At 44.5% G+C, this 12,928-nt stretch carries 15 protein-coding genes and 2 pseudogenes; 7 read left to right on the forward strand and 10 right to left on the reverse strand.

Annotation, left to right across the window (positions count from 1 at the left end):
* Window positions 1-120: 120 nt before the first annotated feature.
* The 7 genes and pseudogenes from RB618_RS23495 to RB618_RS23525 all read left to right on the forward strand — a co-directional run.
* A pseudogene (locus RB618_RS23495) lies at window positions 121-639 on the forward strand (DUF932 domain-containing protein); the annotation flags it as partial.
* Window positions 640-758: 119 nt separating this feature from the next.
* Window positions 759-1,133, forward strand: coding sequence for a hypothetical protein (locus RB618_RS23500; RefSeq protein ID WP_308071059.1), 375 nt, complete (start codon window positions 759-761; stop codon window positions 1,131-1,133).
* A complete protein-coding gene (locus tag RB618_RS23505; RefSeq protein WP_308071060.1) occupies window positions 1,117-1,800 on the forward strand; it encodes a PRTRC system protein E in 684 nt (227 codons plus the stop codon). Before RB618_RS23500 ends, RB618_RS23505 begins: the two co-directional genes overlap by 17 nt.
* Before the next feature lie 24 nt (window positions 1,801-1,824).
* On the forward strand, window positions 1,825-2,043 hold the full coding sequence (locus tag RB618_RS23510; RefSeq protein ID WP_308071061.1) for a PRTRC system protein C: 219 nt from the start codon (window positions 1,825-1,827) through the stop codon (window positions 2,041-2,043).
* 16 nt (window positions 2,044-2,059) lie between these two features.
* Window positions 2,060-3,241, forward strand: a complete 1,182-nt coding sequence (locus RB618_RS23515) for a hypothetical protein (RefSeq protein WP_308071062.1) — start codon at window positions 2,060-2,062, stop codon at window positions 3,239-3,241.
* Window positions 3,225-3,953 (forward strand): PRTRC system protein B, encoded by a 729-nt coding sequence (locus tag RB618_RS23520; protein WP_308071063.1) that lies wholly within the window; start codon window positions 3,225-3,227, stop codon window positions 3,951-3,953. Before RB618_RS23515 ends, RB618_RS23520 begins: the two co-directional genes overlap by 17 nt.
* Window positions 3,950-4,753, forward strand: a complete 804-nt coding sequence (locus tag RB618_RS23525; RefSeq protein ID WP_308071064.1) for a PRTRC system ThiF family protein — start codon at window positions 3,950-3,952, stop codon at window positions 4,751-4,753. The genes RB618_RS23520 and RB618_RS23525 overlap by 4 nt, the downstream gene beginning before the upstream one ends.
* 234 nt (window positions 4,754-4,987) lie before the next feature.
* On the opposite strand, the gene RB618_RS23530 is transcribed toward RB618_RS23525, so the two are convergent.
* The 10 genes and pseudogenes from RB618_RS23530 to RB618_RS23570 all read right to left on the reverse strand — a co-directional run.
* Window positions 4,988-5,539, reverse strand: coding sequence for a hypothetical protein (locus RB618_RS23530; RefSeq protein ID WP_308071065.1), 552 nt, complete (start codon window positions 5,537-5,539; stop codon window positions 4,988-4,990).
* 193 nt (window positions 5,540-5,732) lie between these two features.
* Window positions 5,733-6,623, reverse strand: coding sequence for a conjugative transposon protein TraN (gene traN, locus RB618_RS23535; protein WP_308071066.1), 891 nt, complete (start codon window positions 6,621-6,623; stop codon window positions 5,733-5,735).
* Between the two features lie 18 nt (window positions 6,624-6,641).
* Entirely contained in the window at window positions 6,642-7,940 is a 1,299-nt protein-coding gene (gene traM / locus RB618_RS23540) for a conjugative transposon protein TraM (RefSeq protein ID WP_308071067.1), read from the reverse strand.
* A 50-nt stretch (window positions 7,941-7,990) separates the two neighbouring features.
* Complete coding sequence (locus tag RB618_RS23545; RefSeq protein WP_308071068.1) at window positions 7,991-8,212, reverse strand: nitrogen regulatory IIA protein; 222 nt, start codon at window positions 8,210-8,212, stop codon at window positions 7,991-7,993.
* Window positions 8,213-8,224: 12 nt separating this feature from the next.
* Window positions 8,225-8,650 carry a hypothetical protein gene (locus RB618_RS23550; RefSeq protein ID WP_308071069.1) on the reverse strand — a complete coding sequence of 142 codons (426 nt, stop codon included), beginning with the start codon at window positions 8,648-8,650 and terminating at the stop codon, window positions 8,225-8,227.
* A gap of 12 nt (window positions 8,651-8,662) precedes the next feature.
* Complete coding sequence (gene traK, locus RB618_RS23555) at window positions 8,663-9,286, reverse strand: conjugative transposon protein TraK (protein WP_308071070.1); 624 nt, start codon at window positions 9,284-9,286, stop codon at window positions 8,663-8,665.
* A gap of 20 nt (window positions 9,287-9,306) precedes the next feature.
* Window positions 9,307-10,302: a conjugative transposon protein TraJ gene (gene traJ / locus RB618_RS23560; RefSeq protein WP_308071071.1), complete on the reverse strand. Its 996-nt coding sequence runs from the start codon at window positions 10,300-10,302 to the stop codon at window positions 9,307-9,309.
* 3 nt (window positions 10,303-10,305) lie between these two features.
* Window positions 10,306-10,938: a DUF4141 domain-containing protein gene (locus RB618_RS23565; protein WP_308071072.1), complete on the reverse strand. Its 633-nt coding sequence runs from the start codon at window positions 10,936-10,938 to the stop codon at window positions 10,306-10,308.
* Between the two features lie 25 nt (window positions 10,939-10,963).
* A pseudogene (locus RB618_RS23745) lies at window positions 10,964-11,086 on the reverse strand (conjugal transfer protein TraG); the annotation flags it as partial.
* A gap of 109 nt (window positions 11,087-11,195) precedes the next feature.
* The coding region (locus tag RB618_RS23570) for a reverse transcriptase domain-containing protein (protein WP_308071073.1) at window positions 11,196-12,928 on the reverse strand (1,733 nt) is incomplete at its 5' end.

Here is a 12,928-nt window from a genome sequence, read left to right on the forward strand (position 1 = left end):
CATTGCCACCGCAAACAACATTATGTGGATAAGTTAAATCTGGGAGCTGGATGCCATGAAAGTGGCACGTCCAGTTCTGTGGGGAAGGTTGCGGGGCGACCCGTGACCTCACCCTAACCCCTTAACGCTTCGCTCCGCTCGATGAGCAACGTGGTGCGCATCCGCCATACCTCAGGGACTAAACAGCGCCTTGATGATGCGCATAAAGTTATGGGACTGGCTGATAAATTAAGCAGTCAGCTTGAAGGCATCTTCAATGAATGGGCTAAAGTAAAGGTAACGGACAATGAGGTTAAGAAACTCATAAAGTTGGCACTATGTCCAAATAAAGAAACCTTAGCGCTCATCAAAAAAGGGGCTGATGCAGAAGTTTCAGCCGTGTTTAGAAATACAGTGGAAGATGCTTTTGTCTACGCCATGACAAGTGATACACAGCAGATGCAGACCACTAAAGGAACTTTATTTGGGGCTTATAACGCCGTGACGGGCTACTATCAGAATGTACGAAAGTACAGAGACAGCGAGGCAAAACTGCAGTCCATCGTAATGGGCGGTACAGCGCAGGGGAAAAGCCAAAAGGCGTTTGAACTCTGCACGGCTTTTCAGGCAGATGGCGCAGAAATCCTTAACCTCAACTAGGCAGGCAGATAAACCAAAGGCTGTTGCCCAAACAGCGACAGCCTTATAAATCAAGTTACAGGATGCAGACAGCCAATCGAGAATCTGCGTAATTGACACAACACAAAACAATAAGCATTATGGCTAGGCAGGACAAAAATGATTTTGAGTTTATACTGTACCTCTATAATGAGTTTGTCAGCAAACACCGCAGTATAGGCAAAGAAGCCCGAGTGTACTGGCATATTTTGGATATGTATATAAAACTGGGGCTTTCAAAAAAAAGCCAGGGAGCCGAACAAAAGTACGCCCAAAAGCTCATCGCTATAATCAGGGAAGCAGTAGTGGATTGGAATACCCATCTGCTTATCTTAAAAGGAGAGGAAGGGGAAAAGGAATATAGGCAGAATATGGAAAGCTACATCGAACGCCTCTACAAGCTGGGGTATGATGAAAAGAGCATCATGGAGTTAATCATCAAAAAATTAAAATTAAATTATGGAAACGACAACTAATTTTTTCAATCAGATAGCGCAGCTGCAGATTATAGGCGATCTGCACATTACCATTGCCAAAGGGGCAGAGGATAGGCTTATTGTTCTTGTCATGCTTCAAAACGAGGCATGCGCAGATACTGCCAAGCACAGCATACCGCCTTTAAACCTGCGCGGTACTGCCGAGGAACTTGACGAAGGTTTTTTTGAGAATATTACAGCGCCCATTGAATCCGCATCGGGTCTGATGGTGGATATGGAAGGCTATATGAAACAATTGGAAACAACTAAAAAGCAGTCGGCAATGGAAAAGGAAAAAGCAGACAGCCAAAAGAAAGAGGCTGAAGCGAAAGACAAAAAATTCAGTGACGCTATGGCAAAAGCAGAAGAACTTGAAAAAGAAGGTAAATTCCGTGAGGCATGGATAAAAGTGCCCGAAATACATGAGTTTCCGCTGAAGGCGGAGCAGATACGCAAGAGAAAATCGGAATTATCGGCAAAATTTGCGCCTGATCTCTTCGGGAGTACACCCCAAACTTCAAAACCCGAACCGCCCCGAGATGCACTTTTTCCTGACTATGGCAATGTCGATGCTCAGGAGCAGGAGCATGAAGCCCAAGATGAAGAAACTGAGGTGGAAGAAACGGAGTATTGGGACGAGGACAGTCAAGAAGAACAGGAAACATAAATTATTAATCTAAAAACGCCAATTATGTTACTAGCGACACAATTACAGCGGGTCTTTATACTCAAAGACAAGGGACAGGAAATTCGATTGGCTGACCCCGAACCCAAATGGAGCGCAGAAGCGGTGCTTAATTTTTATGCAGGCACATACCCGATACTGACCACTGCCAAAATATCCGCCCCTGCCATCAGGGACGATGCGGTGGAATACCGATTTGAAAGTGTAATGGGGACGAAGGGTTAACCAAATTTTCTAAGTGATGGATTATGCAAAAGACAATAATTTCGGGAAGAGTGCAGCTGCCCGAGCGAAAAAGACAAAAAGAGCTTCACGCACAGCTCAGCGGGTTTGTGTCTTGGATGCAGAGACCCAAAGATGCGGGCGAGGTGCAGAAAGACAAACTAAGGGCAGTGCCTGCGGGGGTGCTTCCGATGGTTTTCTAAAAGTTTCTTTTCTGCCTAAACTGCAACGGGACAAAACGGTACAGGCCTGCGGAGAAATCCCAAAAATGCAGGAGGTTTTTTTTGCCTCCCTTGCTCAGCTTTCCGAGCATTACAGTATTGAACCAATGCAGACAGGGCAGTTTGAATATCCTTATAAAACGGCGCTTGCTCTGTGGGATATAGGGGAAAAATTAAAAAAGAGTGTTTTAAACTGCCCTGAAATCCGCCTGCTGAAGGACGGCAAGAAAACCTATTTTATCAGCGAGGAAAAACACAGTACAGGCACAACGCTTTATTATATCCCAATTCAGCCGTTATATCAAATGCTTCACGACCCGAGGCATAAAAAAAACGCACAGCTTCTTGTGTCAGTCTGCTCTTATCTCTACCATGTTGCCGATATTCCATACTTCAGACAGGAAAACAGCTATCTGCATTGGATGTACGAAATGCACAGGGATTGGACAGAGCAGGACGATGAGACGGAAGGATTTCAAAAGGATTTAGGAGAGTTTGATAAAGCGAAATTCATTGGAGACCGCATAGAGCAGAAGATTTTTAACCGCATTAATTTAGCCGTTTTTCAAAAGCGTTTAAATGCCTTTAAAAGCCGTGATGCATTTGACCGCGAGTGTGTGCTTACCGCGCGAAAAGCTTTTGATTTATATAGCGAATATCCAAATGAAAGCATTTTCAGAAACGCGCCCATCAGAGAAGAAGATACCGACGAGAGCGAAAACGAAACTATTGGGATGGAAAAGTACATTTCCTTTATATATGACACTAAAGGATGGCTGTATGAAAGTATTGCCGAGAGCATCAACAGCGAGTTCAACGAGTACGGTGCAATGGACGAGCCGACGATTATAAAGTGCTTTAACGGTGTGGATGCGCCAGCAGTCAGCCTTGATTTTGAGAACCGCTTATTTGCCCTTTTGGACGATATGTGCCAAATATTATACAACTATAAAACCACAGCAGATGAATACGGCAACTGATATAACCCAAAGTTTTGGGACACTCTATTACCCAAAATCCGCCCTTGTATTCTATGAAAGTAAAGGTTTAAGTAAAGAAGTCTATGTAGAGCATTTTGATATGGATAAAAACGGCAGTCCCATCAATGCGCACCCTCTTACAGAGCGTGAAGCGCAGAGGCTTGCCAAGGCACTGCACACCGAAAAAAATAAGGATAGAGCCTTTTTGCAATCCGAGGGAATTCTGCCGACTGCTGTCCTGCATATTAACCCAGGCACGGATAAAGGCGCTGTGCTATGGCATACCAAATCCCAAAGAAGACCGCTTTATTTTATCGAAGGCTTAGGGATTCCAAGCGGGCAGGCTTTTGTGCCTGCAATGGTCTGGCAGGCGGACAAAAACAGCCTTAGGGTATTTGCGCTTTCAAGCGACAGGAGACCCACAGCCAATACACCGCTGTACTGCGCCCCGTTTTTCAATATCTATGAGGACGGCAGGGTGTGCATGGGGTCGGTCAGCATCGATATCAAAAACTCCGCATCGGTGGAGGAATTTACAAGGGCTTGGGAAGACTATTTTTTCAACAGCTACTTCAGCCACCTTATGGGAGAGAACAGCCCTGTAAAGGGCAATTGCGTAGGTCTTTGGAAAGAACTTATCGCAACAAATAGAACCTTTCCGAAAGAAATGCTCAAAAAGAATAACAAAACACTCAAAAATCTACTGCCATGAAAACCGATAAAACCAAAATGCATTTTACAGACCCTTATCTGATAAGTCCAACAAACCCCATCTGTATTAATCTTATCGGGGCAGGCGGTACAGGCTCAAAAGTGCTGACCGCCCTTATGGAAATGAACTACAGCCTCATAGCCCTCGGGCATGCAGGGCTGTGCGTGCGCCTTTGGGATGATGATATTGTGAGCGATGCCAATCTGGGAAGACAGCGTTTTGCGCCCAGCGAGGTCGGACTGCATAAATGCGTTGCCCTTATCAACCGAGCGAACCGTTTTATGGGAACAAACTGGAAAGCCGAAACGGTAAAGTTTGAAAAAGATGCCCTTGGCAGAATTCCTCAAAATACTAAAAGCTCAATTTTCATCTCCTGCACGGACAGCGCAGGGTCCCGCTTTGAAATTGCCGAGATTTTAAAGCGCACCAACAGCAGACAGCACAGGGACGAGCCGAAATACTGGATGGATTTCGGCAACAGCCAGCATACAGGGCAGGTACTGCTCTCCACTATTGGGGAGATTGCACAGCCGTGTTCCGATAAGTTTGAAACCGTTGCAAGCCTGCCTTTTGTAACAGAGGAATTTGCAGAGCTGTTGAAAGAGTCAGAACTCACGGATGATACGCCGAGCTGTTCGCTTGCCGAGGCGCTCGAAAAACAGGATTTGTATATTAATTCGGCATTGGCGCAGATGGGATGTTCGCTGTTGTGGAGCCTATTCCGAGAGGGTATGACCCCATACAGGGGATTTTTTCTGAACCTGAAAGATTTCCGATCACAGCCCATTGCGGTGGGATAAGCCCGAATCGGACGGCAAAAAGACACTCCCCTGCAGCGGCAGGGAGCGTCTTTTTGCGTTTTAATCGGTAGAGCGCCTCTGCCAAAATGCAGTGCCCGCTATTTTATCAGACGCGCTGCGTTTTTTTTAAGGGATATTCACTATCCCTTTCTTTGTTTTTGGCGGGCTTCTTTTCTTTGGGCTGCGGTCAAAGAAAAGAAGCAAAAGAAGACCGCTTTTTATGCTGGCTTTTACTTATTTCAATTGTTCAATAGGCTGTTTTTTCCAGAGTGCAAATCCTTTGAAAAGGTATTCTATATTTTCAGATTCGATAAAGGCAATGAGCTCTTCTTTGCACTTTGTTTTAAAGCCCCGGAGGCACAGAAAATCTTGAAGCGGAATATCCGCCAGTTCCCCGATGGTGAGTATGTCCAAAGCCTCAAAGATGCTGTTCATCCTCCCGCTGAAATGAAAGCGGCTGTTAAAGAGCAGTTTCTGCCTGTCTTTTTCCATTTTGTCTCTTTTGATTTGGGCAGGGCTCGGGTTTAATTCATGCTTTAGCTTCTGCGGCTTTTTATCGTGATGTCCAATTTCTGAAAACAGTTCAGCCGCCGCTTTTGCTTTAATGCAGACTTTCTCGTATAACTCACCGATATATTCAGGCGTGACCCCATGAAGTTGGGCAGCTTGCTCTAAGGACATCTTTTCTATCAGGAGTTTCTCAAGCACTTCATACTCTTTTTTAGAGAGCAGATGCCGGGAGATTAGCAGGTAAAATTTGTTGGTGCGGTCGATAATATTTTGCATAACAATACAATTAAAGTTTACAGCTTATAGAGATATGTAAATGTACTGATTTTTAGCTTGTTGTTTGAATTTTTAAAGTATAGCGGAAGAAGCTGTAAACAAAACAGCCCGAAGATCATCTTCGGGCTGCCAGGAATGCTAAATGCTGGAGCTGCAATTAGAATCAAAATCCTCTCCAATCCATGCTGAGGTTTTACTGCGGCTGCAGACTGCTTATCAAACCAGTTTTTACAAGATCTGAATTTTTCACACGAAGCGTCTGGTGGCGCCCGCCGTTTTTCTCGAAGATCTCAATGAGCAGTATTTTGTTGTCTTCAAGGGTAAACTGATCCAGAAGAAAGACATTCTGATCCGATGAGTTCCCTTCAATCACGTCCTGAGCCTTATATACAGATAAAGGCTGCAGCTCCCTTTGCTGCAACGCGGTGCGTCTGGCTGTCTTTTTGTCCACAATCCTGAAATTGACAAAGTCGATGTTAAATGGAACATTGGTGCGGTTCAGCACCTGGGTATGGAAAAAGTATTTTCCCTTGTCGATGTACAAACCTTTTAAGGTAAAGGTTATGCCAAAACTATTATGCCTTAGATGTTTTACAGTGCGCTTGCCGTTATTGTAAATGCACTTCATTATAATTCCGGCACGCGAGGGGGAAATATTTCCCAACGCTTCAAAAAGCGCATCGTTTGTCCCGGGCTTATTTTTAGTGTTCTGTATTGTTTTCAGGTCATAGCTGACGGTCTGCGGACTGGAGCTGTAATGCACGTTAAAGCTGTAAAAACTGCCTTCATCAGTAATGACCGAAAAGTTAGTTTCCGGCTCAAAGTCCCTAATGGCCGCTTTGACGCGAAGTACATTGCGGGCATCCTGGGCCTTTGAAGCCATAAGGTATTCGCTTCCCAGATCAACGTACACAATAGGTGCCGGGAAAATTAAATGCGAAGTTTTATCATAGGTCACTTCCATACTGTAGGGTTCTATTTTTTCCAAAACAGCAGCAGCCGTTTTGTTCTGCTGAGAAAAACAAGGCTGTGCAGCTGTCAAAAGAACAACGCACGCCAAAAGTATTTTAAATTGATTTTTCATGATTCACTTGATTTAGAATTACTGTTTTTTAGATACCAGCAAAAGCTGATGTCCTGCTTTTAGCGTCACTTTAGAGGTCTTCACTTTTCTGGAGAAGTAACCTGAGATTCCCTGGACCACACCTCGGCTCAGATCCGCTGCCGCCTGCTGCGTGGCAGACTGGGTCAGCATCACACTTGTGCCGGCGTTCTGTCCCATATTGCCTGCTATTTCCTTCAGGGCGCTCATCTCGGCAGAGTAAGGGATATTAAGGCCCTGCTGGCCGTCCAGATCATAAATGATGATATCCACAGGGATAATGTTGCCCTGAAGTTCTACCGAACTGACCTTTAGCTGCAGGCGTCCCGTCTGAATCTTTGCCGCTGCAGTTAAGATGGTGCCCGGTGGGATAATGCGGTTTTGCAGCTGTGCGGGCTCCAGTAAACGCAGTCTAACCAAACCTTCTGAGACAATGGTTTGCTGATGGTCAACATATGCCTTGATGCTGTTTTTAGGTGCGGTATTAAGCTTTTCGGCATCCGCTGTATGAAATCCGTGGCCGGGGTCTAAAATAATGCTCGGCGAAGGCTCGCGCCCCAGTGCTGAGACAATGCTTTTTGCTGCTGGAGCCAGAGATGAGAATTCTTCTTTTTTCGGCGCTGTGCCGGAAGCGGCGGCACTGCTGCTCTGGGCATCACTTTTACCTGCTCCAGAGGGAAGATACTTGGCGGCCATCTGATAGGATTTCTCCATGAGAGCCAGCTGGTCGGCCGCGGTTACGCCTGCAGGCACATCTTTTTCAGCGAGCTTCTGCTTTGTCTCTTCGAGCTGTTTTCGGAGATGCAGTGTTTCGCTCTTATCATTCTGATAAAAAGACCCCAGAGTATTTTGGGCATTTCGGTAGCTGCTCAGAGCCGGATTCCCTGATTTTTGCGGATTATGGCTTTCTTCCTGCTTTTCATCTTGGACTGGATTTTGATCCTCCTGACTGCTGTCGTGGTTCCAATAATCGGCTAGGGTAGTCAGGGCATTGCGTTTTTGCTGCTCTTTCTCTTCGAGCATTTCCTGCTCATAGGCCTTCTGCTTGTCTGCCTGCAACGCTTCTTCGCTGGGCTGGGGCACCGAATCGTTCAGCCCCATCTCTTGGGTTTTTTCCTTTTGGGAAGAAGGCTTAAAAATCAGCAGCATGCAGCCTATAAAGACAACACCCATTAAAGCGAAGATGAGCGGCTTTATAAGGCGCCCACTGCCGCTTTTTTTTTCATCATAGCCTAGGGATTCTGTGCTGTGACCGTCTTCTTCTACTAGAATGCCGGCCTTTTTTTTATTTTCTTTCATACAAATTTGTTTTTAGGATTGTTTTTAAAGTTTCTTTTATCTGCAGTGTTTTATTTCTTTTTCAGGACAGGATTTTCAATATGGTTAATCTCCATCCCAGCATTGGATTTTGCTGTGTCCAGGCAGATTTTAATAAGGATCCCAGCTGTAAGAAGCACATAGGCTATAAAAAAGTAAAGGGTGCATTGCTGCTGCCTGCGAAGTTCCAGTGCCTGCCAGCGCTTAGCAAGGGACTCAAACCACTTGTCCAGATCTGCTTGTAATTTTCTCATAATCTTATCTTTTTAAAATTTGAAACGCCTTGCTGATTGAATCGTTTTCTGCGCCGCAGCTTCTTTGATAAGAGCTATTGCTTCACTGGCTTTGGGCAAGGATTCAGAAGAAAGGCCCCTTAGTGAGCAATGCTTCAGCGGAAGCCCGAACTGATCTTTTCTCACGATATCCATTTTTTGAAGCTGAAAATTTCCTTTTTCGTGTTTTACCCAGAGCAGGCATTCAACACTTGGCTTATCATCTCCCGACCACTCCAGATATCCGATCAGCAATAGTTCGGCCTTTAAGGCTTCTGTACCTTTAGCGCAGGCCTCAAGGTATTCACTGATGCTGTCCTTTAGTTTTCCCGGATAAGCAGCCTGTGTAGTGAAATAGCCATTGTAGCCCTTGTCGCGGAGCACTTTGCTGAAGGAGTCTAAATCTAGTAACTGTTTCATAGCTTATTTTTTTTAGCGTTCGATGACCTCTAAATCCTTATTTTGGGTTACGGCGAACTTTTCGATATTAAAGCCCTGCGGGTTATTGTCCGAACGTACCGAGTTGACCAAAAAACATCTGGTAACAAGGCTTCGCCTTGTCACATTGCTTGAGCGGATAATGAATTCCCTGGCATAGGTGCGAATGGCATAAGGATAGGTTTCAAAATTGCACACCACACTGTCTATTTCCACACGCTGCTGCACATTGCCTGAAATGATGCGGTTGAAATACCCTTTTTCCGAAAGGTCTTTGTAATAATCAAAGGCGCTTTTATCGGCCAGATTAAACGCGCGTTTCATATTGCTTTCAATAGCGTTTTTGTCAGGAGCCAGGGTAAAGAAGAGTTCGTGAAAACGCCTTACGTGTTCGCGCGCCTCCACAGGGCGGTTAATCGAGGCATCCTGGGCAAGGGCCAGCATGAGTGATTTGCCGTTGTCCAGCACATAAATTTTTTGGCGCTGCTGCTCGGCAAAACGATAGGACTGCCACAGGGCGTATGCTGTGATGCCCGCACAGAGAAGGGCAAATACAAGGGCGAACAGCCTGATCTGCCTGAAACTGTTCTCGATATTTCTGAGTGTTTTGAATTCCATGTTTTTTCAGTGTTTAAAGATTACTTGCTCATAAGCCTGCCGCTGATATTGCCTGTTGTTGAACCGGCTGCCGCCCCGGCAAGATTTCCGGATTTCATAGCGGTCTGGTTCACGTTACGGGTAAAATTTCCAGCGCCTCCAGCCTGAATAATCCAGCCTGTTACAGTGGGGATTGTAAAATAGCCCACGATGCCTATAATCATAAAGATGATGTAAACGGTATTGGAGGTATCAGGAATAAAAGACGGGTCGGTGAGCATTTCGATATCCCTTTCAATAATCAGCGACTGGATCCTGGCCAGCATCGAGCTGAAAAGGTCCGCAACGGGAAGCCAGAGGTAGACGCTAACATATCTGGTAATCCACTGGGTAAGTGTGGACTCAAAGCCATTCCATACCGATATGGCAAATGCAATAGGGCCCAGGATAGAAAGTACAATGAGAAAGAAAGTCCTGATAGTATCGATAACCAAAGCTGCCGCCTGAAAAAGGATCTCCAGCAGATTTCGGAACCATTCCTTTATTATTTTCTCAATCTGATAGGTCTGCCTGTCCATGTACATGCCCGCCATTGTTCCAATGTCCGAGGGTGACCATCCCAGTTCATCGAGTTTCTTATCAAACTCCACGTCCGATACCATATAGGCGGTTTCCGGGTTTCGGATCATCGCTTCGTGTTCCAGCAGGTCTTTTTTGGCCTGCAGATCGTTCAGGTCCAGCACCTGATGCTCCAGGATACTGTGGGTTCCCTGTACAATGGGGCTGAGTATGGCATTGATGGTGCCCAGCACCATAGTGGGAAAAAACATGATGCAGAGCCCCAGGGCAAATGGTCTGAGGAGCGGATAAACATCAATGGGCTCCGCCCGGCTGAGTGCCTGCCAGACTTTTATTGCCACAAAAAACAGGGCGCCCAGACCAGCCAGTCCCTTGGCCACTGCCGCCATATCGGCGGACAGCGGGAGCATTTCATCATACAGCGAGCGCAGGACTTCATGCAGGTTATTGAATTCCATAGCCTACCAGTATTTTTGGCTGGGTGTTCCATAAAGGTCCAGCACTCTTTTGGTATTGTTCAGCTTCTTTGCCCTTAGAATGCTTACCGATATATTCTTGTTGGTGTAGTAGCGTACCAGACTGTGGTATTCTTTCACTTCTTTGTACACGCGCTCAATGATATCCATACGCTCTTTATCATTGAGCGACAGGCTTGAAGAGTTTACAATCTGTTTGAGCTCTTTGAGCAGCTCCGTGCTTTCACCCAGAAGCACCGAATATCCGTTGGCAATAGCTGATAGTTCCTGCGCAGAAAAATTCGGGTCATTTAGCATCCTGCCAAAATTCTGAACATACATCTGTGATACATCGCCAACCAACAGTACAGTCTGCTGTACCTTTCTTGCATCTTTGACCAGATTGTTGATGGCCTGCAGTTTGTCATAATATTCCTTGCTCTGCTTGTAGACCTTTTCTACCTCTTTGAAATTTTTCACAACATTGCTTACCGTAGAGGAGGTCTGTATGATTTCATTGGCGCTGTTAAGGATACCTGAAGCCAGATTGGCCGGATCTGTAACTACAAATTGGGCTTTTGCTGAAGGTGTCCCGGCAGTCAGTATTGCCGCGGACACCATAAATAATAATTTTTTCATTTTTGTAAGATTTTAAATTAGTTGACTATTGATTTTCTTTCTCGCGGCGAGAAGCAGCGAGCTGTTTGATGGCGAGCTCTACATTACCGTCAAGCGCCTCTGCAAGCTGCATGACTTCGAGTTTTTCAGTTTCTTCGGTGGTGTAGGCGTAGGATAAGAACCCGGCGCCTTGCTATATTAACTATAGCAGGTTTCCAAGAACTCTCCCCCGAACCGTACGTACCTGTCTCCAGGTATACGGCTCTCCATCAATTTATTCAGTCTAACTTTCCTGCGTGTATCTTATCGTGGCATTTTGAACAGACTGCCAAAGTTTTTCTTTTCCTTGCAATCATTCTTTTCATCCAATCTTCTTTACCTTTCAGGTCTTTCAGCTTTCTTATATGATGCATTTCTAATTTCTCATTTGCACCACATAACTCGCATTTTTCATTTTGCAGCCTCGCTATAAGGCTGTTTCTTCCTCCTGTGATTGTAACTGTCATGGGTAAATTATCCACGTAAGCTCCACGCGCAATTTTCTGACGTTTGAAACCTTCATTGTAAAAGCGTCTATAGATTATGTCGCCTTTCCTGTTTTTGTAAGGAATAGAGAACACTCCGTTGATACACTTTTTTGTCTTTTCCTTACTTACCGAAGTTTGATATTTCAGTGCATACGTTTTGTACATACTGTACTCCATGATATAAGAAAATGACTGAACATATGAACTGTTGTTAGCGATTGCGTAGTAATTGTAAAAGCCTCGGATTTCAGAATTTACCTGACTGATGATCTCTAAATCATCTAGGTCTTTCATGTAATATCGAGAGCGTGGTTCCCAAACCTCTGTGCCTTTCTGTGTAACTAATTTTACCGCATTATAGCTCAGTAGTTTTTTCTTCATCACTTCTGCTGTTACATAGAGAACAATCTTGTCTCCGAAGCATCTGACTGTTCTACCGTGTTTATCCCTCTTTGTTTCATTGGATTTACGCACGTAGACATCAAAACCTAAGAATTTAGCTGGTTTCTTAGCATTGGTTACCAAGGTTTTTTCATCCGATAGTTCAAGTTTCAATTTTTCAATAAGAAAGTTCTTAATGTCATCCTTAATCCTTTTACAATCTTCTTTAGTACCTATGACCCCGATAAGAAAATCATCCGCATATCTTATATACTTCAACTTTCTGTAACTACTATCCATCTTATTATAGGCTGGATATTTGTTTCTTTCTTGTCGTAGTTCCTTGATGTCCGCAATCATTTGCGCTCTAACAGTTTCGTCTGTTTCACATTCCAGTTTCTTTGCCAAGCGGTATCTGCGTTGTTCGTATAGTCTGTACTGGCGTGTCGCCGTAGTTCTTTCCCCTTTGTCGAATTCCTTGATATACTCCTTGACATATTTATCAAATTTATCAAGGTAAATATTGGCAAGGATTGGGCTTATAATTCCCCCTTGTGGTGTACCACTAAATGTTTTGTGATATACCCAATCTTCGATGTACCCTGCATTTAGAAACTTCCTTATTAATCGGATGAACCTGTCATCGGCGATACGCTCTTTAAGTATTCCAATCAAAACTTCGTGATTGATATTGTCAAAGAAACCTTTTATATCGCCCTCAATGAACCACCGTACAGCTGTAAATGATTGTTGAATGTTTATTAGAGCAGTATGACAACTTCTTTGTGGTCTGAAACCATGTGAAGTATATTCAAAATTGCCTTCGTAAATTGCTTCCAAAATCATTCGGATAACTTCTTGTACTAGTTTATCATCGAAAGAGGGTATTCCAAGTGGACGTTTCTTACCGTTTTTCTTCGGTATATAAATCCTCTTGGATGGGTTTGGCTGGTAGGTTTCGCTTTTAAGCGATTCAATCAGCCGTTCAATGCGGGATATACTCATTCCATCGATGGTTTTTCCATCGATACCTTTTGTCATATTACCTACTTTGCTGTAGATTTTTTGATAAGCAGTATAGTACATCTCTTCATTGAACAGAA

Source organism: Flavobacterium sp. LHD-85 (assembly GCF_030929595.1).
GTDB lineage: Bacteria > Bacteroidota > Bacteroidia > Flavobacteriales > Flavobacteriaceae > Flavobacterium.